The organism is Pseudomonas sp. MWU318 (assembly GCF_016756945.1).
GTDB classification, from domain to species: domain Bacteria; phylum Pseudomonadota; class Gammaproteobacteria; order Pseudomonadales; family Pseudomonadaceae; genus Aquipseudomonas; species Aquipseudomonas putida_A.
This window is the reverse complement of record NZ_JAESJL010000008.1, coordinates 97,627-120,587: the sequence shown is the minus strand read 5'-3', so window position 1 is coordinate 120,587 and position 22,961 is coordinate 97,627. Positions and strand designations below refer to the sequence as shown.

Annotated in this window: 32 protein-coding genes; 25 read left to right on the top strand and 7 right to left on the bottom strand. The window is 58.8% G+C overall.

The genetic code is table 11. The features are described 5' to 3' along the window. Window positions 1–9 precede the first annotated feature (9 nt). The 8 genes from JN524_RS19170 (at window position 10) to JN524_RS19135 (ending at window position 4,467) form a co-directional block, all read left to right on the top strand. Entirely contained in the window at window positions 10–291 is a 282-nt protein-coding gene (locus JN524_RS19170) for a hypothetical protein (protein ID WP_202370357.1), read from the top strand. An 89-nt stretch (window positions 292–380) separates the two neighbouring features. Continuing rightward, the gene (locus tag JN524_RS19165) at window positions 381–1,091 is read left to right on the top strand and encodes a hypothetical protein (protein WP_127650549.1); all 711 of its coding nucleotides are present in this window, start codon (window positions 381–383) and stop codon (window positions 1,089–1,091) included. 12 nt (window positions 1,092–1,103) lie between these two features. Continuing rightward, complete coding sequence (locus JN524_RS19160; RefSeq protein ID WP_047297589.1) at window positions 1,104–2,072, top strand: major capsid protein; 969 nt, start codon at window positions 1,104–1,106, stop codon at window positions 2,070–2,072. A gap of 50 nt (window positions 2,073–2,122) precedes the next feature. Then, window positions 2,123–2,707, top strand: a complete 585-nt coding sequence (locus JN524_RS19155) for a hypothetical protein (protein ID WP_202370356.1) — start codon at window positions 2,123–2,125, stop codon at window positions 2,705–2,707. Window positions 2,708–2,747: 40 nt separating this feature from the next. Beyond that, a complete protein-coding gene (locus tag JN524_RS19150; RefSeq protein WP_202370355.1) occupies window positions 2,748–3,137 on the top strand; it encodes a protein singed in 390 nt (129 codons plus the stop codon). Between the two features lie 3 nt (window positions 3,138–3,140). Beyond that, a complete protein-coding gene (locus JN524_RS19145; protein ID WP_202370354.1) occupies window positions 3,141–3,500 on the top strand; it encodes a hypothetical protein in 360 nt (119 codons plus the stop codon). Next, window positions 3,500–4,075 (top strand): HK97 gp10 family phage protein, encoded by a 576-nt coding sequence (locus JN524_RS19140; protein ID WP_202370353.1) that lies wholly within the window; start codon window positions 3,500–3,502, stop codon window positions 4,073–4,075. The genes JN524_RS19145 and JN524_RS19140 overlap by 1 nt, the downstream gene beginning before the upstream one ends. Continuing rightward, a complete protein-coding gene (locus JN524_RS19135; protein WP_202370352.1) occupies window positions 4,072–4,467 on the top strand; it encodes a phage tail terminator-like protein in 396 nt (131 codons plus the stop codon). The genes JN524_RS19140 and JN524_RS19135 overlap by 4 nt, the downstream gene beginning before the upstream one ends. 2 nt (window positions 4,468–4,469) lie before the next feature. Here the strand turns inward: JN524_RS19135 and JN524_RS19130 are convergent, their stop codons facing one another. Beyond that, window positions 4,470–4,679, bottom strand: coding sequence for a hypothetical protein (locus JN524_RS19130; protein ID WP_202370351.1), 210 nt, complete (start codon window positions 4,677–4,679; stop codon window positions 4,470–4,472). Between the two features lie 70 nt (window positions 4,680–4,749). On the opposite strand from JN524_RS19130, the gene JN524_RS19125 reads away from it, so the two are divergent. From JN524_RS19125 to JN524_RS19115, 3 genes are all read left to right on the top strand, one after another. Next, window positions 4,750–5,910, top strand: coding sequence for a phage tail tube protein (locus tag JN524_RS19125; RefSeq protein ID WP_202370350.1), 1,161 nt, complete (start codon window positions 4,750–4,752; stop codon window positions 5,908–5,910). 80 nt (window positions 5,911–5,990) lie between these two features. Next, window positions 5,991–6,476: a hypothetical protein gene (locus tag JN524_RS19120; protein WP_202370349.1), complete on the top strand. Its 486-nt coding sequence runs from the start codon at window positions 5,991–5,993 to the stop codon at window positions 6,474–6,476. Window positions 6,477–6,478: 2 nt separating this feature from the next. Continuing rightward, window positions 6,479–6,718, top strand: a complete 240-nt coding sequence (locus tag JN524_RS19115) for a hypothetical protein (protein WP_202370489.1) — start codon at window positions 6,479–6,481, stop codon at window positions 6,716–6,718. Between the two features lie 188 nt (window positions 6,719–6,906). On the opposite strand, the gene JN524_RS19110 is transcribed toward JN524_RS19115, so the two are convergent. After that, window positions 6,907–7,413 (bottom strand): hypothetical protein, encoded by a 507-nt coding sequence (locus tag JN524_RS19110; RefSeq protein WP_202370348.1) that lies wholly within the window; start codon window positions 7,411–7,413, stop codon window positions 6,907–6,909. 130 nt (window positions 7,414–7,543) lie between these two features. Here JN524_RS19110 and JN524_RS19105 point away from each other — a divergent pair, with 130 nt between their 5' ends. The 14 genes from JN524_RS19105 (at window position 7,544) to JN524_RS19040 (ending at window position 20,211) form a co-directional block, all read left to right on the top strand. Continuing rightward, window positions 7,544–8,107, top strand: coding sequence for a hypothetical protein (locus tag JN524_RS19105; protein WP_202370347.1), 564 nt, complete (start codon window positions 7,544–7,546; stop codon window positions 8,105–8,107). Between the two features lie 57 nt (window positions 8,108–8,164). Beyond that, window positions 8,165–8,515, top strand: coding sequence for a hypothetical protein (locus JN524_RS19100; RefSeq protein WP_202370346.1), 351 nt, complete (start codon window positions 8,165–8,167; stop codon window positions 8,513–8,515). Window positions 8,516–8,786: 271 nt separating this feature from the next. Then, window positions 8,787–11,504, top strand: coding sequence for a phage tail tape measure protein (locus JN524_RS19095; RefSeq protein ID WP_202370345.1), 2,718 nt, complete (start codon window positions 8,787–8,789; stop codon window positions 11,502–11,504). A gap of 18 nt (window positions 11,505–11,522) precedes the next feature. Next, a complete protein-coding gene (locus tag JN524_RS19090) occupies window positions 11,523–12,107 on the top strand; it encodes a hypothetical protein (RefSeq protein ID WP_202370344.1) in 585 nt (194 codons plus the stop codon). Further along, window positions 12,107–12,709: a hypothetical protein gene (locus JN524_RS19085; RefSeq protein ID WP_097090050.1), complete on the top strand. Its 603-nt coding sequence runs from the start codon at window positions 12,107–12,109 to the stop codon at window positions 12,707–12,709. The genes JN524_RS19090 and JN524_RS19085 overlap by 1 nt, the downstream gene beginning before the upstream one ends. A 2-nt stretch (window positions 12,710–12,711) precedes the next feature. Next, window positions 12,712–13,110: a DUF6950 family protein gene (locus tag JN524_RS19080; RefSeq protein ID WP_202370343.1), complete on the top strand. Its 399-nt coding sequence runs from the start codon at window positions 12,712–12,714 to the stop codon at window positions 13,108–13,110. Next, on the top strand, window positions 13,107–16,148 hold the full coding sequence (locus tag JN524_RS19075) for a phage tail tip fiber protein (protein WP_202370342.1): 3,042 nt from the start codon (window positions 13,107–13,109) through the stop codon (window positions 16,146–16,148). Before JN524_RS19080 ends, JN524_RS19075 begins: the two co-directional genes overlap by 4 nt. Before the next feature lie 41 nt (window positions 16,149–16,189). Continuing rightward, window positions 16,190–16,498, top strand: a complete 309-nt coding sequence (locus JN524_RS19070; protein ID WP_237403122.1) for a hypothetical protein — start codon at window positions 16,190–16,192, stop codon at window positions 16,496–16,498. Then, the gene (locus JN524_RS19065; RefSeq protein WP_121184008.1) at window positions 16,495–17,157 is read left to right on the top strand and encodes a hypothetical protein; all 663 of its coding nucleotides are present in this window, start codon (window positions 16,495–16,497) and stop codon (window positions 17,155–17,157) included. Before JN524_RS19070 ends, JN524_RS19065 begins: the two co-directional genes overlap by 4 nt. 26 nt (window positions 17,158–17,183) lie before the next feature. Next, on the top strand, window positions 17,184–18,365 hold the full coding sequence (locus tag JN524_RS27270; protein WP_237403121.1) for a hypothetical protein: 1,182 nt from the start codon (window positions 17,184–17,186) through the stop codon (window positions 18,363–18,365). Beyond that, window positions 18,365–18,784 (top strand): hypothetical protein, encoded by a 420-nt coding sequence (locus JN524_RS19055; protein ID WP_202370340.1) that lies wholly within the window; start codon window positions 18,365–18,367, stop codon window positions 18,782–18,784. Before JN524_RS27270 ends, JN524_RS19055 begins: the two co-directional genes overlap by 1 nt. 72 nt (window positions 18,785–18,856) lie before the next feature. Continuing rightward, the gene (locus tag JN524_RS19050) at window positions 18,857–19,279 is read left to right on the top strand and encodes a cell wall hydrolase (RefSeq protein ID WP_202370339.1); all 423 of its coding nucleotides are present in this window, start codon (window positions 18,857–18,859) and stop codon (window positions 19,277–19,279) included. Next, complete coding sequence (locus tag JN524_RS19045) at window positions 19,279–19,836, top strand: lysis system i-spanin subunit Rz (RefSeq protein ID WP_202370338.1); 558 nt, start codon at window positions 19,279–19,281, stop codon at window positions 19,834–19,836. The genes JN524_RS19050 and JN524_RS19045 overlap by 1 nt, the downstream gene beginning before the upstream one ends. A gap of 144 nt (window positions 19,837–19,980) precedes the next feature. Next, a complete protein-coding gene (locus tag JN524_RS19040; RefSeq protein WP_202370488.1) occupies window positions 19,981–20,211 on the top strand; it encodes a hypothetical protein in 231 nt (76 codons plus the stop codon). Here the strand turns inward: JN524_RS19040 and JN524_RS19035 are convergent, their stop codons facing one another. The 5 genes from JN524_RS19035 to JN524_RS19015 all read right to left on the bottom strand — a co-directional run bounded on the left by JN524_RS19035 (window position 20,212) and on the right by JN524_RS19015 (window position 22,820). After that, window positions 20,212–20,892: an SOS response-associated peptidase family protein gene (locus JN524_RS19035; protein WP_202370337.1), complete on the bottom strand. Its 681-nt coding sequence runs from the start codon at window positions 20,890–20,892 to the stop codon at window positions 20,212–20,214. 23 nt (window positions 20,893–20,915) lie between these two features. After that, entirely contained in the window at window positions 20,916–21,641 is a 726-nt protein-coding gene (locus JN524_RS19030; protein WP_202370336.1) for a hypothetical protein, read from the bottom strand. An 83-nt stretch (window positions 21,642–21,724) separates the two neighbouring features. Further along, window positions 21,725–21,934, bottom strand: a complete 210-nt coding sequence (locus tag JN524_RS19025) for a hypothetical protein (RefSeq protein WP_103519845.1) — start codon at window positions 21,932–21,934, stop codon at window positions 21,725–21,727. 337 nt (window positions 21,935–22,271) lie between these two features. Continuing rightward, a complete protein-coding gene (locus tag JN524_RS19020; RefSeq protein WP_202370335.1) occupies window positions 22,272–22,475 on the bottom strand; it encodes a hypothetical protein in 204 nt (67 codons plus the stop codon). Window positions 22,476–22,544: 69 nt separating this feature from the next. Continuing rightward, complete coding sequence (locus JN524_RS19015) at window positions 22,545–22,820, bottom strand: hypothetical protein (protein WP_202370334.1); 276 nt, start codon at window positions 22,818–22,820, stop codon at window positions 22,545–22,547. Window positions 22,821–22,961 lie beyond the last annotated feature (141 nt).

Here is a 22,961-nt window from a genome sequence, read left to right as displayed (position 1 = left end):
GCCTGAAGAATGGAAGATATCTACGTTGCAAAGCTGAATGAAGCTATCCAAGAGGTGGCTCGTCAAGTAGCCGGCTGGGATGGAAAAGATCAGACTTTCTCTGCTGACCTGATGCTAAAGGACATGCCGGCTTCGCTTGATTTTCGCGACCAATTCATCAAGAAATTGTCCCGTGCTGTGAATGAAAATCATCCTGGGATCTTTAATGCTGAAAGCTCCAGCACGAGCCAAGCGCCGGGATTGGAATACAGCGACATCCGGTACAGCTTTATAGTGCGGCGTTTCAACTAGTCAGTACTTTTTTCGGATAAACCCCGGCATATGCCGGGGTTTTTTTATGCCCGCAGGCAGGGCCTGCACTACGTCTCTGGGAGACAGCAATGACCTTGAAATTCCAACTGGACAGCCTCGAAGGCGTCGACGAATCCATCCAGGCCCTTTACGTCGAGAAGGACGGCAAGTTTGTCCTCGGCATTGAAGGGCTGCCGCAGCCGGAAGATGTTTCTGGACTGAAATCGAAAGTCCAGGAGCTTCTGGACGAGAAGAAGGCAGAGGCCGAGAAGCGCAAAGCCGCAGAAGACCAGGCCCGCCTGGATCGAGAAGAAGCGCTGCGCAAGTCCGGCAACGTCGAAGAGCTCGAAAAGTCCTGGTCCGAGAAGTACGCACGCCGCGAAGCTGAGCTGACCGGCCAACTCGAAAGTACGAATAGCACCCTGCAAGGCCAGATCCGGGATCTGACCGTGGGTCGTACTGCGACCGAGATCGCGACCACTCTGGCCATCCCCGGCAGCGCCAAGGCATTGCTTCCCCATATCGAACGCCGGCTTAGCGTTGAGCAGCGCGACGGTAAACCAACCGTCGTCGTACTGGACGCGGCCGGCAAGCTCTCGGCGGCAACGCTGGACGAGCTGAAAGCAGAATTCACCAACGATCCGGCCTTTGGCCCGCTGATCGCTGGTAGCAAGGCATCGGGCGGCGGGGCCGGCGGTGCTGGGAAAGGCGGCGGGGCCGCAAAAGGAAACATCGGCGGCACCAAAGAGGAACGACAGGCCGCAATCGCGAGCCGGTTCCCAGACCTCCCTCAGAAATAAGGAAAATCACTCATGTCCCTGTCGCAAATGCAGGTCTTCAACGAATACGTAATGCCGGCGACCATCGAGACGCTGGACCAGATGCTGGTGGCGTTCAACGCTGCCAGCCGTGGTGCCATCCTGCTGTCGCCTGACGGCTTCACCGGCGACTTCCTTCAGGAGTCGTTCTTCCAGACCTTGGCTGCTGCCCAGCGCCGCGTTGATCGCTACGCCGCCAACGGTGCAGCGCCGATCACCGACCTGACCGAGCTGAAAAACTCCTCGGTGAAGGTGGCCGGCGGCTTCGGTCCGATCCGCTACGAGCCATCGCAGATGACCTGGCTGGAGCGACCAACCGCTCAGGGCATTGAAGTCGCTTCGCGCGCGTTCGCCGAGATCCTGCTGAAGGATCAGTTGAACACGGCGATCGCCGCACTGGTTGCCGCGATCACCGCTCAGGCGGCAGCCGTCAACGACGTCTCTGCAACCGCTGGCATCAGCCAGGCTGCACTAAACAATGCCCACGCGAAGTTCGGCGATGCGAGTCAGTCGCTGGTCACCCAGATCATGCAGGGCACCACCTACCACAAGCTGGTCGGCCAAGCGCTCACCAACAGCGAACAACTGTTCCAGGCGGGTAACGTCCGCGTGGTGGACATCCTCGGCAAGATCTCGGTTGTCACCGACGCGCCGGCGCTGATGCAGACCGGTACGCCGAACAAGGAAATCGTTCTGTCCCTGGTGCAGGGCGCCGCGATGGTCCACGACGGCCGCGACATCATCAGCAATGTCCAGACCACCAACGGCAAGGAGCGCATCGAAACTACGCTCCAAACCGATTACACCTTTGGCCTGGGCCTCAAGGGTTACACCTGGGACACCACCGCCGGCGGCAAGTCTCCGACCGACGCTGAATTGGCGACCGGCACCAACTGGGACAAGACCGCCACCAGCATCAAGCACACCGCCGGTGTTGCTCTGATCGGTGACGCCTCCAAGTAACCCCTGACTGTTGAGCCGGGCTTTTTGCCCGGCTCCGCGAGGACATGATCATGAGCAACAAAATCTGGTATCTGCCCGGTCCGTTCCACCAGTACCGGGAAAACGTAAAGGCGCTGGCCAAGGAGCGCGGCTTGCGCATCGTCGACGCGAACGTCACCGAAGACCGCGAGGGTGAAGCCTTCGATGTGCCTGAAGTGACACTGCGACAGGCTGCTCCCGCGACGGTTCTGGTGATCGATGGCCAAAGCGGTGTTGAAGGCGCAGCGCTGCAGGAGCTGATCGGCAAGTTGAATGCAGAGCGCGACGGCATCGTGCTGCTGATCGAGGCGGCCGAGGGTCTCGCTCCACTGGAACATCCTGGCGCCGGCGAACTGCCGATTCGCCTGTTCGATGCATTGACCTCTATTCACGAAGGCATCGCCTTACTGAAGAGCAAGCGCGATGAGCTGCTGGGTGAAGTTGATTCGCTCCGCGCAGAAGTCGCGCGGCTGACTCCTGGACCGCAGAACAACGGCTCAGCTCTCGATGATCTGACCGTCGTGCAGATCAAGGAACAGCTCGACGCCAAGGGCGTGACCTACAAGGTCAACGACTCGAAGCCTGAGCTGCTCGCGCTGCTGAAGGCCAACCAGTAACACCAGGGGCTTCGGCCCCACTCATTCAAGCGGAGGCCTGATGGCTACCTACATCACCGTGGCGGACGTGGACGCCATCCTCGGGGCTTCGTGGGCTCCAGATGACAAGAAAGCCCGGGCGGTGTTGCAGGCGAATGCCTATCTGACTTCGCTCAACCTGGTCGGCATCGACATGGACGACATGCCCGAAGATGTGAAGCAGGCCGGCGCCGAGCTGGCGGTCGTTGCTTCTGAGGGAAAGTTGTACCAGCAGCAGACCGAGGGATCACTGGAAGCCAAGACGGTGAAGGCCGGATCGGTGACCACAAGCAAGACGTTCGCCTCGATCGACACCAGCAAATCCACTGCGCTGCCCGATGGGGTCCAGTTCGCGCTGGGGCTGCTCGCGCCATGGCGTGCCAGCGGCTTCAGCTTCAACGTGTACAGGTGACCAATGGGCCTACGTGAGGAGATCCAGGCAGATCTGGCCGAGGCCTTCGACACTGACCTGGCGGACGCTGTGCAGCCCTTCAGCGGCGGCGTGACGCTGCCGGGAACGTGGGATCCGGTCAACGAGATAGCGGGCGCCCCTGTTGTCATCGCCTACACTGGCCGGGGTGTGTTCGACGCCTTCAAGATTGCACAGGTCGACGGCGTGAACATCCGCGCCACCGACCAACTGCTGATTGCTCTGACCAACGAAACGATCGGCGGGGTGCCGGACATCGGCCACAAGATCAACGATTTCGACGTGGTCAACGTCCAGACCGACCCAGCCTGTGCCCATTACGAGATCCAGTTGAGGAAAGTCTGATGGCCAACAAAGCGGGCTGGAGCCATAGCCTCACGGACTTCGCCGATCAGGCTGGCGAGGACATCACCCAGATGGCGCGCGTTATCGCGACCGCCATGCTCACCGAGGTGGTGAACCGGTCGCCGGTCGGCAACCCTGACCTATGGCAGGCCAACGTGGCGTTGCGCACGAAGAACGTAGCGCTGGCTGATGCCTATGACGCGAACGTCGACGCACGCAACGCTGTGCGCACAGGTGGCAAAGCCTTCAAGAAGCTTACCAAGCGGGAGCGCGAAGAAAACTACTTCGTCAAAGCGCAGGCAGCTGGGAAGGGGTACATCGGCGGCACATTCCGAGGCAGTCACCTAGTCTCAATCGGCGCTCCGGACATGACCGTTACCGACAACATCGACCCGTCTGGCCGCGAAACGATCAGTAAGGGCAGCATGCTCATCAAGGCATCGGGCAAGTTTCCCGTGATCTATATCCAGACCAACAGCCCCTACGGTGAGATGCTGGAGCTTGGGCATTCCACGCAAGCTCCGGGCGGGGTCTACGACCTTGCTTTCATCGGCGTATCCGAGGCCTACACATGACCTTCGAGCAGATCAGGTCGCTCATCACCGCGCGCATGGTCGCCTTCACTGGCATTGACCAAGCGCGGATCGATTACCCGAACCAGCCGGCAGTGTTCACCCCCCCAGCAACCGGCCTCTGGTGCCGCCTGAATATCCAGTACGCCTCGGCATTCATGGCTGGCATGGCCGACCGGCCCCACACCCGCAAGCCCGGACAGATCAGCATCCAGTGCTTCGCCCGGGAGCGCACCGGCACCAAGGCCATCAACGAACTGGCCGACGCGCTCGAAGCGCACTTCGCCTACTGGATGTCCGGCGACCTCGAGTGCATGGAGGCCAGCCAAGTGGTGGCCGGCGAGTTCGAGGGTTTCTACCAAATCAACGTCAACATCCGGTTTCGCGCCGGCTGAAGTTACCGCGAAACAAGCCGGACGCCGATCGCGCCAAACGGGGCGATCTCAAATCCATCCTCGCCAGCCCATTCAGCAACTCGATCGATATCGGCATCGGTTATGTGATCGAGATCGATAAGCAGGCCAGGCTTGTCTTTTAGCCGGAGCTCGCTTTTGCCCTGTACGTAGTGCTCGTTTAGCCAAGCGTTTCTCACACAGATCTGTTTCATGTGACGCCCTCAAAAAACCAAGTGTAACCCGCCTTCGCGGGTTTTTTATTACCGCGAATAGGAGGCTCCAATGAGCTCTGGCGCAAAAGTCGTTTCACACATCATCCCCGAGGTGACGCCGGGCGTTACCCCGACCGGCACCTGGGACACGCTGCGCCTGACCGGCAATGCGCTGACCCCGACGGTCAACACCCAAGTCAGTGACGAGATCACCGACACCCGTCTGAGCCAAGGCTCGGTGGCCACCAGCATCGATATCGGCGGCGACCTGACGGCGGAGTTGTCGTTTGGCTCGTTCGATCAGCTGCTGGAGGCCGCGTTCTACGGCAATTGGACCGGTAACGTGCTGAGCGTCGGTGACACCCGCCACACCTTCAGTATCGCCAAGGGTTACGACGACGTCGGCGTCTACGGAGTGTTCAAGGGGGCGCACGTTTCGACCTTCGCGCTCGATATCCCGTCTGACGGCAAGATCACCGCCACCTTCAACATGGCGTGCCTGGACTACACCGACAGTGAAACATCGATCGTCGTTTCGCCGAACGCACCGACCACCACCCCGTTCCTGTCGAACAACAACGTCGGCACGATCCTGGTGAATGGTCAGTCGCTGGAGGGCGTAGCCTGCGTTTCGGCCATGACCGTCAACCTCGACAACAGCCTACAAACGCAGCGGTGCCTCGGCTCTGACAGTCTCGGGCCGGGTGCGCACATCGCCACCGAAGCAGCCATCACCGGCAGCATCACACTGGCCTGGTCGAAGCGGGCCTGGGAGATCTGGAAGAACACCTTCACCCGCGCCCCGATTGGCGTCGTGTTCCCGATCACCGACAGCCTGGGCAACAAGTACACCTTCAACTTCCCAGCGGTGGAAGTGGACGGCGAACTGCCGAATGGTGGCAAGCGCGATCTGATCGAGGTGACGCTGAACTACACCGTTGCCAAGGTCAGCCCGACCATCACCCGCGTTCCGTTCGTGCCGGTGACCAGCGTATCGGTGGCGCCTACGACCGCCTCCATCGCGGTTGCCGCGACTCGTCAGCTCACTGCGTCGGCATTGCCGGCCGAAGCCGCGCAAAACGTCACTTGGTCCAGTTCGGCGCCGAGCGTTGCCACTGTCAACTCCTCCGGCCTGGTCACCGGCGTTTCCGCTGGCTCCGCGACTATTACCGCCGCCAGCGTGTCGGACGTCACCAAAACCAGCACGGCGGCGATCACCGTCACTGCATAAACCTGCTCGACCTTTGGCCGCCCCGGCATTCACGCCGGCCGGGGGCGGCCCTTTTATTGGCGCGGCGTTGAGGAATTACCATGGCTCTGCAACTGGGCAAGAAGAAACCTGCAGTCACCGGCGAGCGCTGGGCGAACTTCGACAAGGACACCAAAGTGCTGCTGGCCGGCATCGACAACCCTGAGTATCAGGTCGCTCTGGAGCGCATGCGCCGCCGCATTCAGCGCAACGATGCGCGGTTTGAAGAGGGGCAAGTGGGCGTGGTCGCCGGCGAGAAGACCGAGCACCAGAACCACTCGATGCTGCTGGCAAGCTTCATCGTGAAGGACTGGGATGGCGTACTGGACGCCGAGGGCAACCCGATCAAGTACAGCCCGGCGATCGCCGCCGAGCTCCTGGAAACCAACATCGAGTTCTTCGTCTTCGTCCTGCGTGAGGGTGCTGCTGCAGCCAACGACGCCGCTGAAGAGCGAGCTGAGTCGGTGGGAAAGCCGTCTGCCGCTTCGAGTGGGAGCAAGAGTGGGGCGGGGAAAGCGAGAAGCGCCGCGCGGTCTACGCGCGCCTGAAGCTGGCGGTACCGGATGAGCCGGAGAACGATCCGATCACGGCATACCTGCTCAACCTGTACAGGAACGTGTCTCGCGGCCGCCGGTACATCGCCGGCATGGCCGGGGCGTTCCCTCTGCCACTGTCGGCGCGGGAAATCTCCGATTGGCTGGAATCGCATCCGTCGCCGCTGCCGCGCGATGAGGTTGACGATGTGATGTTTGCGTTGGATGCGGCGTGCCTTGCGACTGAGGATGAATGAGATGGGGCGTGAAATTAAGCAGAGTGAAATGGTGGTTTCGTTCTTAAGCGGCAGGGTAGGCGCGGCGTCCACCGAAATGTTTTTGAGCATCGTTGACGCGAATGAGCCAACGTTATTCCTCGACCTATGGAACAAAAGCTCCGGACGCATTGGTGTCGCAGAGCTGCGCCTGTGCGGGAGCGAGCCTTTCAGCTCTGGACGTACTGCAGGGCTTTATGAATTAGTGAGACTGCGCGGGGAGCATTTTCAAGCCCCAGGTCCAACAGTTTCTCTGAAAGGTGTTTTATGGCCTCGCCGGGAAGTTCTTTCACAGTTTGAAGAAGGCTGTTCTTCTCTTCCGCAGGTAGGTCGGAAGCCTGAATCTTCGACGTGATGAGTTGACGCAAGGTGTCTTCGTGAAGCTTTACCGTAACCACGCCCAAGATAGCGCTGAGACCTCCGTCATCAGCCAAAAAGTCCAAGCCATGATGGGTTATGCGTGCTTCCGCAGGGCGTTGGATTTTCTGCCCGAGCTCCTTGCTGAATACAACATTAATCAGCCCATGATCGGCTAAATAGTAGATATTCTTCAGCACCACATTTTCTGCAGTTTCTGTCTCTGTTCCTATCACCCAGTGTGGTGCCGAAACTGAGGCTGGATATTCCAACTCGAGGCGTCTGAGAATCTGATGTTGCAAGGCGCGATCAAGAGACATTGCCATTCCTTGGGCTTGAGTGGGTATTTGAGACTACTATCGGTGAGCGGAATGGCGTTACTGAGGATTCGTACAGTCGAGACTGTGTGCCTGACGTACAATGGCGAGAGAAATTTAAGGATGAAACCAATTGACCTACGTCGTAGCAATTTCCACGATTTTGATTCTTGCAGTATCTATTGCCCTGGGATTCTTAGATGACAACTGGTTCATCGCATTTGGATTGGCGATTGTAGTTGTATCCGCAGTCACATCGATGATCCTGGCTTTCAACGGCGGGCGCAAAGCAGCCAAAGCCGAGAAAATTTCATATGAGTCGTATGCGCCTGTGATTGATGATAAGACGTCACACTTCATCAAGTTTTCCGCGGGCATCATGGGGGTAGATACGCGAAACCCCACCAAGCACCTTCAAGATCAAATCGATGAACTCAAAAAAGCTTCGTTTCAAGATGAGAAGACATTTCGCTCTTTTAACAAGCTCGCGAATTACCGCATCGACATCTGCCTGGCACAGATCCGCTATCACGAAGATGTGACCCTTCCGAAAATTCTTGGACAGGGCTCTGGGGCAATCATCCTTGCTGGTATCCTAACCATCATAGGCTCTGCATACCTCGCTGTGCCGAGTTCGATGTACGACATTTTCTCGGGTATCGCGACCGTCCTGCGAGCGCTACTGATCAAGCAGTAGGGTTTTGGCGCTTCCTGCGGATGGTGGTAGATTGCTGCCATTACTCAGGGAGGGCGCATGAAGAAAATCTACGTAATCACAGCTGGTGCGTTTTTTTGTTCTGCTGCGATCGCTGCGGATCCGGTTACCACTGCCTATGACGAGGCATTTGCGTCTGCGAGGGTAACGTTAGATCTGCAGAAGGAATGTGAGGCGTCAGTCAAAAAGAACGATATCGGCCCATGTAAAACAGCGCTTAAAGCCTATGAAAATTTCCGTACCAAAGCGAAAAAATTTACGGCATCGGTTGATTCAAAAGATCTTTTCAACCATGTGACGCCGCAACAAATGGAAAACCTCACCGCGATGAATCAGAAAATTGGTGAGTCTATGGATTATGTGAACCAGTATTTAGAGGCAAGCAAGTAGCTCGCTTAGCCTAAGAACCACAGTGCAGACCGCCTTTCTTGGGCGGTTTTTTTCGTCTGGAGAAAATAATGACTCAGACATCCCGCCTAGTTTTGGAGATCGACAGTCGGGACGCCGAGCAAAAGGCTGCCGACACTCGAAAAGCACTTGAGGCGCTCGAGGGGGCAGGCCTTCGTGCAAAGCCGGTGATGGACAAGTTGGCCGACGGAATCGACAGCGTAGGTCAGTCCTCGGAACAACGGGCAAGAAGGTCAAAACGCAAAAAGAGCAGTTGGAAGAGCTGCTGGGCAGTATTGATCCTGTCACCCGAAAGCTGGGCGAGCTGGACAAGCAAGAGAAGGAACTGGCTAAAAACCGGAAGCTTGGATTGATCGACGCGGATACCTTTTCCGAGTATCAAGCGAAGATCAATACCACGCGAGCAGATCTGGGGCGATTCAACTCAGACCTTGGCAAAACCGGCATGACGGCGAAGGCAACCGCTGCTGCATTGCGGGGAGTTCCTGCGCAGTTCACTGATATCGCCGTATCGCTGCAGGGCGGTCAGGCGCCACTCACCGTTTTCCTACAGCAAGGTGGGCAGCTTAAAGATATGTTCGGGGGTGTTGGGCCGGCAGCAAAAGCGCTGGGCGGCTATGTCCTCGGCCTGGTCAATCCTTTCACCGTGGCTGCGGCAGCGGTAGGTGTGCTCGGTCTGGCCTACTACCAAGGCTCGAAAGAGCAGGATGCCTACCGCCTTTCCCTCGTAACAACCGGTAATGCTGCCGGCACCACAACGCTCGCGCTGTCTGAAATGGCCAAGCGCGTCAGTGGCACCGTCGGCACTACGGCGGATGCTGCCGCGGCGCTTGCGCAGCTCGCCGGTACAGGGAAGATCGCCAGTTCCAGCTTCGAGCAAATCGCAACTTCCGCCATCGCCTACGAGAAGGCGACCGGGAAGGCAGTATCAGAAACCGTCGCAGAGTTTGTGCGGCTGGCGGACGACCCAGTGAAAGCGGTCGCTGAACTCAACAACAAGTACAACTTCCTGACCGCTTCGGTCTATGAGCAGGTTCGTGCTGCGCAAGAAATGGGGGAGAAAGAGGCCGCAGCAGCGATAGCTCAAGAAGCTTATGCCAAGGCGCTGGGAGAGCGCTCGGCGACGATGAAGGCAAATCTCGGCAGCTTGGAAAGGGCCTGGAACGACCTTGCAGGCGCAGCAAAAAGCGGCTGGGATGCGATCCTGAACGTTGGCAGGGAGTCTAACCAAGGCCCAGATCTCACAAAGCTCCGTCAGGAACTGGCCTACAGGAAAAGCTTGCTTGATACCGGATTCGAGGACAACGATACCCGAGATCGAATAAAGGCTATCGAAACTGAAATCTCAACCTACGAAAAGAAAACGAAGGCTGAGCAGGATGCAGCTGATGTATCCGCCCGAGCAGCTCAAGTTCAGCGTGATGGGCAGGTGGCTTACGAGGCTTTTGAAAAGAGCCTTGAGCAGAACTTCACCAAGCGCCAGAAAATGAACAAGGCGCTTGAGGATGAGGAAAAACGTATCAGCGCTGCCCGCGCAGCCGGCTATTCGATTACAGCTGAGCAGGAAGCGGCAGCGCTCAAGGCAATTCGCGAGAACTCCATCTACAAGGAAGCCGCAGAGAAGAAACCGAAGGCTTATACCGAAAACGCCGGAATAAAGGCGCTCGATCAGGCCAAACAGCAATACGCCGTCCTTCAGCAGCAGACCTCACTGATCGGCGTGCAAAAGGGCGAGGTCGACAGGCTCGGAGCTGCCGGCCAGGCGCTTGTGAAGTGGGAGCAGGAACTCGCTGACATCAAGGGCAAGCAGACTCTCACGGCCGACCAGAAGTCGTTGTTGGCCAATCAGGAGCTGATCACCGCTCAACTGAAGAAGAACGCAGCGCTCGAAAAGGAAAACGCGCTGCGTAAGATCGCATCCGACGAGACGCAAAAGCTCGCCGTATTCCAGACCAACCTTGCGAGCCAGTTGGCGAAGGCCCAGTCCGGGCTGGACAACAATCTGGCCGGCATGGGAATGGGTGATCAGCAGCGGCAGCGTCTGCAGGAGCAACTCAACATCCAGCAGCAGTACCAGTCTCAGATGGACGCACTGGAGCAGCAGCACAACGAAGGACGGATCAGCGACAACCTTTACAACCAGGAGACTGAAGCCCTGCGTTCGGCGCTGCAAACTCGCCTCGCGATGCAGCAGCAGTATTACTCGGACGTAGACAAAGCCCAGTCGGACTGGTCGCTCGGCGCTTCGTCGGCGTTTCAGACCTACTTTGAGCAGGCCCGCGACGTTGCCGGCCAAACCCGCAACCTGTTCACCAATGCCTTCAGCAACATGGAAGACGGCATCATCCAGTTCGTGAAGACCGGGAAGCTGTCGTTCAAGGATCTGGCGGACGGCATCATCGCCGACCTGATCCGCATCCAGGTTCGCCAGGCTGCGGTGGGAATCTTCGGCACGCTGTTCAGCGGTCTTGCTGGTGCTGGTGCATCTGCTGCTGGCAACGGTTTTGCTGCCGGATCTGCTGCGGCGACATCTTCGAGCCTGGGAGCATCGGCGGCCGGTTACAGCTCGAAGTACGGCTTCTCCGATGGCGGTTACACCGGCGACGGCGGCAAGTTCGAGCCGAAGGGTGTGGTACACGGCGGTGAGTTCGTGGTGCGCAAGGATGTGGTCAGCCAGCCAGGCGCTCGGGAATTCCTCGAGCGCATGAACGCGAACTCGAAAGGGTACGCGGATGGCGGTTACGTCGGATCGGCTGCCGTAACCACGAAGTCCAATGTCGTGCCGATCTCCTCGGCGTCACCCGCTGCCCCGGTCATCCAGCAAAGCTTCAGCTTTCAAGGCACTCCAGATGACGCCACCGTCAACATGGTCAAGGAGGCCGCGATGCAGGGGGCTAAGGGCGGCTACGAGCTGGTCGTGCGCGACCTGAAACAAAACGGAACCATCCGCCAGCTGATCGCGCGGCGATAAGCCTTTAAGGAGTACCGCATGGCTCTCACGTGGCCGGCTTCGTTGCGCCCGTCAGAAATGACGTGGGGCATCGTCAACAACAGCAGGGCGTTCACGTCGACACTTTCGAACGCCCAGCAAATCATCGGCTACCCGGGCGCCTACTGGCAGTGCACGCTGACCTTCGGGCTATTGACGAGGGCTCAGGAGCGCGAGCTGTCGGCGTTCCTTGGGAGACTCGACGGCATGATGGGCACCTTCAACCTTCCGGCGTTCACCAGACGCCGGACGAACAGCGTCGGCGCACTGACGGTGGTCACCGGTAACGCTCAGGCGCGGTCGATGGTCATCGGCGGCGCAACGGCGAACGCCCCGGCTTTCAGCGCCGGCGACTACATCACCATCGCCGGTGAGATGTTCGAGGTCACTGATCCTGCATCAGCAAATGCGCAGGGTAGGGTGACCGTGCTGCTCAACAAGCGGATCCGCAAGACGCTCACGGCCGGTACCGCTGTCGAGTACCTCAACCCGTACTCGGAAATGCGGATGACCTCTGACACCTGGTCCATGTCCGTGCGCCCCGTGGTCGCGAATGGCAGCTATCAATTCAGGGAGGCTTTCTGATGCCCTCAGCATTCCCGTTCAGCCAAAACGTGGTGAACATCATTGCCACCGGCCGGTTCATGCCGGTGTACGCCGTGCAGCTCGATTTCGTCGACGGCATGGTCTTCGCGCACACCGGTACCGGCGACCTGGTGGTTGACGGCATTACCTATCAGGGGGTTGGCAATTTCGGCCAGGTCAGCCAGTCGCAGGAAAGCGACAACTCCGGTTCGCCGATGTCGGTCGAGCTGACCCTCAGCGGCCTGGATGCCTACATCCTCTCCGAGACGAACGTACGCGGTTGCCGCGGCCGGATGGCCAAGGTCCTGTTCGTGGTGTTCGACGAGGCTGGCAACTACGCGGCAGACATACTGTTTTCCGGCCGGATGGACGCAGCCAAATTCTCGTTCGCCGGCAACGGCCAGGACGGCAACAGCATCACTGTGCCTGTGGTCGACCGGATGGCCGAGTGGAGCCGCACCGGTACCGAACGCTTCACCGACGAAAACCACCGCGCGCGCCACGACGGCGACCGGTTCTTCTACGCCATCGCCCAGATGTCCGAGTGGCCCATTTACTGGGGCTCGAAGAAGGACGCGCCGACATTCACCTATGGAAGTTAGCCATGCGCTACCGAGACTGGACAACCCGTCTAAACGACGTGATCAAGGCCGCCCAAGAGCGGCCTTTTTCATGGGGCGAATTTGACTGCTGCCTGTTCGCTGCTGACTGCACGGCGGCGATTTGCGGCGTCGACCCGGCCGAGAACTACCGCGGCAAATACACCACGGAAACCGGCGCCAAGCGGCAGCTGAAAAAGCAGCACGGCAGCCTTGAAGCTGCATGGGACGCCCATTTTGTGAGGGTCCCGCTGACGTTCATCCAGCGCGGTGACGTGGTGCTGTACGACGCGCCCGGCGGCCGAAGCATGGCTGTTTTCTGGGCTGGCGATTATTGGGCAACAACCGACGACGGCGCAGCCCGTGTCGTATGCGAGCCACTGGCCGCGTGGAGGGTTGAATGAGCGGCGGCGTCAGAAAACTTGCCTCGGTCGTGGTTGGTGCGGTTGTTGGTTTTGCCCAAGGTGGCCCGTGGGGTGCGGTCGCCGGCGCTGCACTGGCCTTCTACGCATCGGAGCAGCAGGAAAAGCTCAACACCAAGTCGCCATTGCGCGACAACGAGCCGTCGGCGCAGACCGTTCGGTCGTCGAAGGCGCCTGTCCGTTTCATCCTCGGCCGCGTTTCCACCGGTGGCGTGCTGGTCTGGGCGCAGGAGCAGGCCGGCGCGCAGGGTGAGGGCGAATGGCTGCACCTGGTGTACGTGTTGTGCGAGGGCCCGATCACCGCGCTCGAAAATATTTACCTGGGCGAAGAAGAGATCGGCAGCTACGGTGCGCAGGCGACGTATGAGCTGGTGGTCAACCCGACCCAGGTGAACGCTTTCCTGAAGGCCAACTGCCCGGACTGGAAGGATAGCCAGATCGGCCGGGGCCTGTCGTTCGTTCGGGTATCGCTGCAATACAGCGCAGAGAAATTCCCGTCAGGCATCCCGGACACCCGTTTCGTGGTGCGCGGTCGCAATGACGTTTACGACCCTCGCACCGGTACCGCCGTCTACAGCGCCAATACCGCGTTGCATCTGCTTTGGTTCCTGCGCGCGCGTTGCGGTGTGCCGGACGACGAGATCGTGTTCGAAACCTTCGCCAGTGCTGCCAACGTGTGCGACGAGGCCCTGACCAATGCCGATGGCTCGACCAGCCAGCGCTATCGCAGCGGCTGCGTAATCGGCGCAGACGAGCAGCGCACGGGAGTGCTGCAGAAGCTTGAAGCGGCCTGCGGTGGCCACCTGATCCGTGTTGGCGGTCGCTGGATGCTTCAGGCGGGCGCGTACTACGGCCCGTATGACTTCGAGATTACCGAAGACATGGTGATCGGCACTGTCACCGGCAGCACCGAGCCGACCAACGACTCGGCGATCAACACTGTCCGGGGCACGTTCATTGACCCGGCGCAGTCGTGGACGGAAACCGACTACCCGGAGGTCAGTGTCGCCGAATGGATCGTTGAGGACGGCGGCGAGGCGGCAGAAACGCTGACCTATTCCTACGTCACCGATCCGTATCAGGCTCAGCGCCTGGCGAACATGGAGTTGCGCCGTCGGCGCGCGGGTGGGGCAATCAGCATTCCGATGAGCTTCGCCGGCTACAACTGCCGGCCGGGGCGCGTGGTGCGGGTAAACCTGCCGTCGCTGAACATCTTGGGCGAGTTCATCGTTTCGGACTGGTCCATGGGCGACAGTGAGGGCTGCACCGTCCAGGTCAAACAATACGAAGCGGCGATCTTCGATGATGCCGTGGGACAGCCGTACAACCCGATTGGCTTCATCAATCTGCCAGCCGGCGGTCTCGGCACACCGAGTGCGGTCACATGGACGCAAGACACCACCGCCGAGGTTACTCAGGGCGTGCTGTCGTGGCTGCCGCCGACGGGCATCGTCAAGGAATACATCGTCATCGTCCGACAGGGCGCTACCGCAGTTCAGTCGCACAACGTGCCGGCCACCTCGACGGAAATCGCCATCAACGGCCTGCCATCCGGCAATTACACAATGAGCGTGGCCGCGGTCGGGCCAATGGCGCGTTCCGGCGAGGCGACGATCACCGTCAGCATCAACGGGCCGCCCATTCCAGAAAGCTGCGTGGTGCAGTCCTCGATCGACAGCATCGTGCTGATCCCAAGCAATTCGCAAAATGGCCTGAACGGGGGAACCTACGAGTATTTCTTCAGCACTTCGCCAACGGCAACGTCTGCGGATGCCGAATATCTAGGGCAAGGCCTGACCTTCACCCACAACGGGCTGGGGTTCTGGACCAACTACTACTACTTCATCCGCTCATCGAACGCCTACGGGAAAAGCTCGTTCCTCTACGTTCCCGCGCAGACGTCAAACGACGTTTCCGCATATCTTGCAGCCTTGGCTGGAAAGATAAGTAAAACGGAACTTGGGCAGGATCTGGTAACCGAGATCGACAAGATCCCGGGCCTTCAGGATCAGATTGATGCGCTGGATGGCTTGAAAGGGTACGAGCCGGATCAGGTTTATCTGAAAGGGCAGATGATCGTCGATGACGGCCAGATCTATCTAGCGCTGCAGCCGGTGCCGGTCAACACCCCACCGCCTAACCCTCTCTACTGGGAGGATGTTGGAGATTTATTGGAAACGGCCAATGGCTTGGCCGAGCAGGTGGCCACGCATACAAGCGAGATCAGCGAACTCGACGGAGAGGTGACGGCTACCTCAACTGCGTTTAACGCTCTGCGCGCGTCTTGGCGTGATGATGACGGGCAGGGGGATTTGAATGGCGCGCTAAAGGAATGGGCAAGTACATCAGCCATTGCGAACGAAGATCGAGTCAGATCCTCCGAGAACCTGGCCAGCGCACAAAAGCTCACCACCCTTGACTCCAAGGTTGGTGAGAACGAAGCGAATGTGATTGATCTGCGCCGCACAGTGGCAACAGACAAGGAAGCAACGGCTCAGGCGATCACTCAGGTAAACGTCAAGGTCGGTGAGAACGCTGCTGCCATTCAGGAGACCTCGACCGCGTACGCGGATACCAGCGGCAAGCTGTCCACAATGTGGTCGGTGAAGATGCAGGTGACTCAGGATGGCAAGTACGTCGCGGCGGGTATTGGCCTCGGCATTGAAAACACGGGTGCCGGTCTCCAAAGCCAGTTCCTGGTGAGTGCTGACCGGTTCGCCATCGTCAACACGATTGCCGGCGGCGCCATCTCGGTGCCGTTTGCAGTGCAGGGTGGCCAGGTGTTCATGAACTCGGCGTTCATCCAAGACGGCAGCATCACGATGCTGAAGATCGGCCAGTACCTTCAATCCGACAACTATATCCCTGGCACACTTGGCTGGAGGCTGGATAAAGCCGGCAACCTCGAGTTCAACGGTCCAGCGCCTGGGGGAGGTCGTTTAACGATGACCAACCGAGCAATCAAGGTTTTCGACCAAAACGGGGTGAAGCGCGTGCAACTTGGAGACCTCGACGCATGACTTATGGAGCGAGAGTCTGGGACGAGAATGGCAATCTAGGGATGGACACTAACAGTTTCACCTATCAGGTGCTGTGGCAGGGCGTGATCGACTTCAGTGGTGCCACGCCCAGCTACACGCTGAACATCCCGGGGTTCAATCCAACCAACTGCGTGTTCATGATCATCCCGACGAGGGCGCAGGATGTGCAGTCATCTGAAACAGATGGGTCAGGCAACGCAAAGTCCTATCCATACGTCACTACGGCGGTGGGGCAAGTAGTGGTACGGCCCAAAAACCCTTCAGCCGGCGCTTCAACAATTCAGACGAGGATCGTCGCCAAAGGCTACGCAATCAGGTACGGGACATGAGTTACGGCTTTCAGAGCATCAATGACAACTCGTTTGTTCAAATTGATTCGGAGGCACCAAGGCTTTGTCTTCTCACCAAAGGCACCTATTCCGGCGTTGCAACCGCATCAGGAACGTTTGCCAGGGCGGTGACCAGCCAAGACCCGCCAATGGTGTTCATTCGTCCCGATCAGGGCGGCGCTATTCAGGTTCCCATTTCGGTATGGTTCACGGGAGGGCCAGGTAACTGGACGGGTTTTGCCATGAACGCCTCTCGGGTGAATGAAACTCTCAGCGGGCAGTACTTCGTGGCGGCTTGGGCTTCGATGGGCACCGCTGCGTATGGGATGCGGCTGTGGGATGGCGCTGGCGCGCTCGTTTACGACAGTGGCGCTCCGGCGGTGGTTGTGACATTCGCCGCCGGCAACTGGACGTATCTTGGAACCGAGCAGCTCAGTGTTGGGCGCCGGTACTTATGGGGTATCAACAAGAGCCTCGGGGTAGGTGAGTACGTGTCCCTCAATCCTTTCACGATGAACTGCCACAACGACGGTACCGGTGGCGGCTGCGCTCTTGGAGTCGATTACGCTGGCGGCCGCATCATGATGTACAGCCTTGCCTTTACAGCCTGGACCGATCAGGGCCATCGCCCATTTCTCTGCGCCAAATTGCTGGCCTGAGCCTCAACTTCTTCTGGAGAAATTCAATGCCCTGGTACAAAGCCGGGACGGTTTCTGTCGTCCAAAATTCCAACGTCGTGAACGGTACCAATACGGCGTTCTTTTCTAACGGCCGGGTCGGTGACGCCTTCCGCGGGCCTGATGGCGGTTGGTACGAAGTCATCAACATCCCGAGCGAGACTTCGCTCGCTATCTCGCCAAACTATCTGGGGGCAACCAATTCATCCGGCGCTTATGCTTTGGCTCCGATGCAGGGTTATGTCAAAGACTCGGCAGATGCACTGCGGGCGCTGGTCAATCAATTCGGCGGGGTGATGGCTGTACTGGGAGAAATTCCAACGCAGGCGGGCGTGCGCAACGCGCTGAATCTGACCAATACCGACGGACTGCCAGAGGGACCCACCAACAAATACATGACCGCTGCAGGTGTTCGCGGAACAACGCTGACCGGACTTGATTTGACAGTGAGGACACCGGTTGTCGCGACCGACAGCGTGCTGGCCGCCCTCGGTAAATTGCAGGCCTCCAAAGAAGACACGTCGAGCCTCACCGCGTTGATCGCTGGATTGATTCCCTCAAGGCCGGCCCCGACCTCTCTCACCTTCTCCAGCGGTACCGCCTACATCCCGGGCCTCGGCCGACGAGTTACGGTTTCCGCAGATATCACCCTGAGCGGATTGGCACTTCCTGCATCGGTTTGGTATTACGCGTATCTGTATGAGAACTCTGGCGCTGCTGCTATTGAACTGGTAACGACCGCTCCGGCGGCGCCGTATATGGGCTCCGCCAGAACGAAAGCGGGAGATACAACCCGCCGCTTCATCGGGGCTTTTCGTTCGAGCACCAATGGCGGGGTTCTTGGATTTACTGCTGGCAACGACGGGATGATCAACTATCGAGACAACCTGATCGCAGCGCCGTACCGGGTTCTTTCCAATGGAGCGGCAACTGCTCCAACCATAGTTGTTACCTCGGCCATCGTTCCAATCAACGTTACAAAAAGCGTCCGCTTGAGCATGAACAACAACGGCACCCCCGTGGCGAACCTCGCGCCCGGAAACTTCAACGTAACCATGGTTGGGGCGGAGCCGGGTGGGAAAGTGTCCTGTGACACAACCCTGGACGACTCGGGGAACCTCTGGTACTTCAACTCTGGTACCGGCGGATCGCTTTCAATCGATATTACCGGCTATGGGATGGACAGATGATGCCTTACGCAATCACAAGCTACGGCTGGCGCGCTGTTGGAGAGGGGTTCACTGATGCCGACCTGGCTGAAGGTGAAAGCCTTGTCGAGGAAATTCCCCAGTCGTTGATAGACGCAATTGCCGCTCAAGATCTGCTTCGCGAAACGATGGCCGATCTCAATGCGCGGACTCGCCTTGCGACTGCTCAGGTCACTGCTCTGCAGGGTCGGGTCGATGCGATCAACGACGCCATCGACGGCGATTACGCTTTGCCGGAGGAGGTTGAAGAAAAACCCCACCGAGTGGCAATGCTGGCCGAGTGGAAAAAGTACCGGGTGTTTCTCGGCCGCGTGACGAGTCAACCGATCTGGCCGACGGCGCCGACTTGGCCAGAACAACCGGCGCTCTATAACGATGAAACAACTGTCGCACGCGCTTAGACCGAACTGTTTTAGGGAGTCACCCCGAGGAACCCGCCATTGAGCGGGTATTTTTTTGCCTGGAGAAAACTGATGCCTGTAATCGAGAAAGACCGCGACATCCTCGCCCGCACGCTGTGGGGCGAAGCCCGCGGCGAGGGAACCGCCGGCCAGATCGCCGTGGCGTGGACGATCCGCAACCGCGTGAATGACGGCAAGTCCAATTCGTGGTGGGGCGAGGGCTACGCCGGCGTCTGCCAGAAGCCGTACCAGTTCAGTTGCTGGAACAAGACCGACCCAAACTATCAGTTCCTGATAGGCGTGAAGGAAATCCCGTTCCGCGAGCTGGCGCAATGTCGAATCGCTGCTGACCAGGTGATCGACGGCAAGGTGCCGGATCCCACCGGCGGCGCCACGCACTACTACGCCACCAGCATCAAGGCGCCGGCCTGGACCGCAAAGGCCAAGCAGACACTCAAGCTGGGCGGTCACGTCTTCTTCAAGGATGTGCCGTGATGGCCGTTCCGTGGAAAACGGTGGGCGTGGTGGCGCTGGTGCTGATCGGCGCCGGCTGCGCCTGGCAGTTTCAGGACTGGCGCTACGGCAAGCAGTTGGCCGAGCAGTCCCGGCAGCACGCCGAAACCCTCAATCAACTGACCCAGGCCGCGGCTACTGCACAGCAGGCTGAGCAGGACAAACGTCTGGCGCTCGAGCAGCGGCTGGCGGACAGCGAGCAAACCCACTTCAGGAAAATGACCGATGTTCAAAAGAACCAAGATCGCCTGCGCGATCGCCTTGCCACTTCTGATTTGCGGCTGTCAGTCCTCCTCGACGCAACCGACGCAACCGACGCAACCGACGCAACCAAAGGCTGCGGTGTGCCAGCCACCGCCGGCGCCGGCGGCGTGGATCATGCAGCCGTACGAGCCCGACTTGACCCAGCGCATGCTCAACGAATTATCGCCATCACCGACACCGGCGACCGGGGGCTGATCGCGTTGCAGGCATGTCAGGCCTACGTTCGTGCGCTAAATGATGGCTCGGCGCTATCGTTGCGAGGTCAGCACCGGTAAACCATCATTTATGTTCGATCTGGATGATGCGGGCACATGGACAAGCAACTGGCTGGTTACTCAATTGTGATGACGATTATCTGGGTTTCAGTCGTTCTTTCTGTCATTTATTGGATGTCGTAGTGAAGGTAATAGGTGGCTGATGTGGAAGGCGTGGTGCTGAGCGAGAAGCAGAAACGAGAGGCGGATCGGTTGCTGGCGCAAATCGTTCGTGCTGATTCGATGATCATCGCTGTGAAGGCGGGAGCACGGGCGGATGGCTTCGTGCTTGGACTGGAAACCGGAGGGGTTTTGCGCGCCGGCGATGCGGAAAGGCTGTACATCATTTTCGAAGCCGCCTTGGTGGAGCGGCTGAAAACGCTGACGCACAGTTGATCAATCGACGGGCTTTATCAGATCCGGGCCCTGATTTCGGACATTCCCCACGGCCCGGTCAACCTTGAACCACTCGAACACCTCTGTCGGTTCCCCCTGGTGCAGCACCATCTGTTCGGCGCGTTCTTTCGGCGTGGCCGGATCCAACCATTCCCGTGCGAGTTCAGGCGATAACGCGACCGGCCGCCGGTCGTGGATATCGACCATTCCCCCGGCGCTGTCGGCTGTAATGATCACAAAGCCGTCGTGCTCGCCCGGGTCGTGCTTTTCGTTCGGATATTGGCCGATGGCGGCACACAGGATTGGTGACTGGTCCCGGTGCCTGATCAAATAGGGCTGCTTTTTCGGCCCGCCTTCGTCGACCCACTCGAACCAGTTGTTGATCGCGATGATTGCCCGGTGTGGCCAAATCGCGCGGAAGAACGGGCCGTGGGCGACTTTCTCAACGCGAGCATTGATCGGCGCGGCGCGGTCTTTTGCCCAGTGCGGTCGCCATCCCCACCGAACCATGTCGGCGTGCAGGAACTGACCTTCCTGATGGAAGAGGGCGAGTTGCGCGGTCGGCGCGGCGTTGTAACGCTCGAAAGGCTGCTCCCCGGTCGAGTTGACCAGGGCGTTCGGCATGCTCAGCGCTGCCACGAAGTCGTGAATGCCACTGTACTGGGATAGTCGTCCGCACATTGCCCGATCCTCGCATGGTTTCTTCAGCGTAGACCCGCGGGCGCGGGCTTCGTCACAAAACCTTTTCCGGAGCAGGTTGGGCAGTCTTCCCGGGCGCCAAACTGATCGAGGCAGGCAGGGCACATGCAGAAGGCCGCCGACTCAATGTGAGGTCGCACCTTTTCAAAAGCGCGTAGGTCTCGCTCTTCTTTGGCGATTTGAGCCGCATCAACCAGAGCGCGGTAAGCGTCTGGATCATCCATTGGCTTGTAATCAACCCCGCGAACAACCCGCTCGGTTTCAACGAGCTGGTACCGGCGCCCATTCAGTTCCAGAAACAGGCCCGAGATTGTCCCGATCTTTCGGGAAAGCCCCAAGGTCAGCCGCACTCCGTCCGCGCCAGAGTAAACCTTGCCGTCATAGGGAAACGAGGCGCCGCGTGGTTCGTCGCTTTCGAAGTTGAATATCGACCGGTTTATTTTGCCAAGCAGCCTACCGGTGTCGACCTGCACGACATCGTAGGTCGACGCTCCGCGGTACTGGCCCGGCGAGTTTTGCAGCTCTTCTACAGAATGCCAGTAGGCGGCGTCTGCCATCTCGTTCATATCGAATTGCTCAAGCTGATCGATCAGTCCCTCTGTATGTAGCGCACCAGCCATTTGATGAAGCGTTTCCCGATGTGCCTCCGGGTTTTGCATGCGAAAGTCTTGGTCGTCGAGAGTCGAGCGCCATTGCTGGAGCCGGAGAGATCTGGCTTGGTCGAAATTCATGGAGGGAGGTTCGCTGTACAAGTGCTGTATGCATGTACAGTAATCGAGGTGCGCCGAGCAGGCGAGGGAAAGGCGACGAGCTGTCAGTCGGGCGCCATCAAAACCGCCAGGGTCATTTTGATGAACTCCTCGTTCTTGTCGATCGTCCAGAGTGCGCCGCGGATGTTCTCAGCGACATCTGCCGATCCACGCTGCTCGACCCAGTTGGACAGCTCCATGATGGCGGCTTCGAGGGCGAGCTGGTTTTCGTTGATCTTGAAGAGCAGGGAAGGGAGCAAATCGGAATTGGGCATTTTGGTTTCCTCCATAGACGAAACCAGCGTAGCAGGGGGAATTATTCATACGGCAGAACGCCGTGGAGATGGTGCGCAAAACCTCCTCTGGAGGCCGCGCGTTTCTGTTTGCATAATCACAAAAAACTGGATGTTTTGCTATAGCTAAAAAAGCATTTTGTTCATATAAAACAATAGTTTATGCCGCTACAGTCCCCAGCATGGGGTGCTAGGGGTCGAGTGTTCGAATCACTCCGTCCCGACCATATAATTCAATGACTTAGGCCAATGTTCACAGCATTGGCCTTTTTCATGCGAGTGAGCTTTGCGGGACCACTGAGCAGCCAGCGGCCACGCCTCAATGCAGAACCCTACGGCTCTCACCAATCCTGATCCGGTCCAGCGCCCGGTTCAATGCATCCAGTGCATCGAGAAGCGCCTTGGCTTCTGCCTCTCGGCCATCGCCCCATAAACGTTCCGCCATTTTGTTCAGGGCCTGGATCGAGCGTTCGATGTCAGCGGCGGTCGCTGATGTCTGGGGTTGCTCTTCTTTGCTGGGCATACGGTCATTCATCTGAGGGTATTGGCAATCCCCAGCATGATCGGCGTTCACTGCCGTTCAATCCAGTGGTTACTGTTTCGGCTTGGTCTGAATATCTTCCGAGTCGCTGGAGGTTGCCGCGTCTTTCTCGGTTTCTTTCGATTCTGCGCCCGAGTTCGAACCAGAAGCCTCTTCACCTTTCTTGTTGGCTTTTTCTTCGTTGGATTCGGATTTGTTGCTGGATTGATTCACGCCCGGGATGGCAGTGGGCGGGGCGGCGGAGCCGGCTTTTTCAGCGGCCAGTGAGAGACCCGAGCCAGTCAGCATCAGGCTTGCCAGCGCCAGGGTTGCAATTTTCTTGTTCATGTCCAGGCCTTCCGTACGGGGGATGTACCGCATTGGAGGCGTGGCCGGCGTCAAGGTGCAGGCCGCTGGACGAGCGGTATGCCCTCACACTGTGCGGCAAATTGCTGGCCCCCAGATTTTTCCTTACCGGGCAAAATCGCT

What these genes read in the sequence shown, in the direction of transcription:
- JN524_RS19130 (WP_202370351.1), bottom strand. Translation starts at nt 4,679, where the DNA reads ATGAAACAGATCTGTGTGAGAAACGCTTGGCTAAACGAGCACTACGTA.
- JN524_RS19100 (WP_202370346.1), top strand. Translation starts at nt 8,165, where the DNA reads ATGAAGAAAATCTACGTAATCACAGCTGGTGCGTTTTTTTGTTCTGCT.
- JN524_RS19085 (WP_097090050.1), top strand. Translation starts at nt 12,107, where the DNA reads ATGCCCTCAGCATTCCCGTTCAGCCAAAACGTGGTGAACATCATTGCC.
- JN524_RS19090 (WP_202370344.1), top strand. Translation starts at nt 11,523, where the DNA reads ATGGCTCTCACGTGGCCGGCTTCGTTGCGCCCGTCAGAAATGACGTGG.
- JN524_RS19135 (WP_202370352.1), top strand. Translation starts at nt 4,072, where the DNA reads ATGACCTTCGAGCAGATCAGGTCGCTCATCACCGCGCGCATGGTCGCC.
- JN524_RS27270 (WP_237403121.1), top strand. Translation starts at nt 17,184, where the DNA reads ATGCCCTGGTACAAAGCCGGGACGGTTTCTGTCGTCCAAAATTCCAAC.
- JN524_RS19170 (WP_202370357.1), top strand. Translation starts at nt 10, where the DNA reads ATGGAAGATATCTACGTTGCAAAGCTGAATGAAGCTATCCAAGAGGTG.
- JN524_RS19155 (WP_202370356.1), top strand. Translation starts at nt 2,123, where the DNA reads ATGAGCAACAAAATCTGGTATCTGCCCGGTCCGTTCCACCAGTACCGG.
- JN524_RS19075 (WP_202370342.1), top strand. Translation starts at nt 13,107, where the DNA reads ATGAGCGGCGGCGTCAGAAAACTTGCCTCGGTCGTGGTTGGTGCGGTT.
- JN524_RS19145 (WP_202370354.1), top strand. Translation starts at nt 3,141, where the DNA reads ATGGGCCTACGTGAGGAGATCCAGGCAGATCTGGCCGAGGCCTTCGAC.
- JN524_RS19015 (WP_202370334.1), bottom strand. Translation starts at nt 22,820, where the DNA reads ATGAACAAGAAAATTGCAACCCTGGCGCTGGCAAGCCTGATGCTGACT.
- JN524_RS19120 (WP_202370349.1), top strand. Translation starts at nt 5,991, where the DNA reads ATGGCTCTGCAACTGGGCAAGAAGAAACCTGCAGTCACCGGCGAGCGC.
- JN524_RS19035 (WP_202370337.1), bottom strand. Translation starts at nt 20,892, where the DNA reads ATGTGCGGACGACTATCCCAGTACAGTGGCATTCACGACTTCGTGGCA.
- JN524_RS19125 (WP_202370350.1), top strand. Translation starts at nt 4,750, where the DNA reads ATGAGCTCTGGCGCAAAAGTCGTTTCACACATCATCCCCGAGGTGACG.
- JN524_RS19070 (WP_237403122.1), top strand. Translation starts at nt 16,190, where the DNA reads ATGGACACTAACAGTTTCACCTATCAGGTGCTGTGGCAGGGCGTGATC.
- JN524_RS19050 (WP_202370339.1), top strand. Translation starts at nt 18,857, where the DNA reads ATGCCTGTAATCGAGAAAGACCGCGACATCCTCGCCCGCACGCTGTGG.
- JN524_RS19045 (WP_202370338.1), top strand. Translation starts at nt 19,279, where the DNA reads ATGGCCGTTCCGTGGAAAACGGTGGGCGTGGTGGCGCTGGTGCTGATC.
- JN524_RS19055 (WP_202370340.1), top strand. Translation starts at nt 18,365, where the DNA reads ATGCCTTACGCAATCACAAGCTACGGCTGGCGCGCTGTTGGAGAGGGG.
- JN524_RS19020 (WP_202370335.1), bottom strand. Translation starts at nt 22,475, where the DNA reads ATGCCCAGCAAAGAAGAGCAACCCCAGACATCAGCGACCGCCGCTGAC.
- JN524_RS19065 (WP_121184008.1), top strand. Translation starts at nt 16,495, where the DNA reads ATGAGTTACGGCTTTCAGAGCATCAATGACAACTCGTTTGTTCAAATT.
- JN524_RS19165 (WP_127650549.1), top strand. Translation starts at nt 381, where the DNA reads ATGACCTTGAAATTCCAACTGGACAGCCTCGAAGGCGTCGACGAATCC.
- JN524_RS19150 (WP_202370355.1), top strand. Translation starts at nt 2,748, where the DNA reads ATGGCTACCTACATCACCGTGGCGGACGTGGACGCCATCCTCGGGGCT.
- JN524_RS19025 (WP_103519845.1), bottom strand. Translation starts at nt 21,934, where the DNA reads ATGCCCAATTCCGATTTGCTCCCTTCCCTGCTCTTCAAGATCAACGAA.
- JN524_RS19140 (WP_202370353.1), top strand. Translation starts at nt 3,500, where the DNA reads ATGGCCAACAAAGCGGGCTGGAGCCATAGCCTCACGGACTTCGCCGAT.
- JN524_RS19080 (WP_202370343.1), top strand. Translation starts at nt 12,712, where the DNA reads ATGCGCTACCGAGACTGGACAACCCGTCTAAACGACGTGATCAAGGCC.
- JN524_RS19110 (WP_202370348.1), bottom strand. Translation starts at nt 7,413, where the DNA reads ATGTCTCTTGATCGCGCCTTGCAACATCAGATTCTCAGACGCCTCGAG.
- JN524_RS19030 (WP_202370336.1), bottom strand. Translation starts at nt 21,641, where the DNA reads ATGAATTTCGACCAAGCCAGATCTCTCCGGCTCCAGCAATGGCGCTCG.
- JN524_RS19160 (WP_047297589.1), top strand. Translation starts at nt 1,104, where the DNA reads ATGTCCCTGTCGCAAATGCAGGTCTTCAACGAATACGTAATGCCGGCG.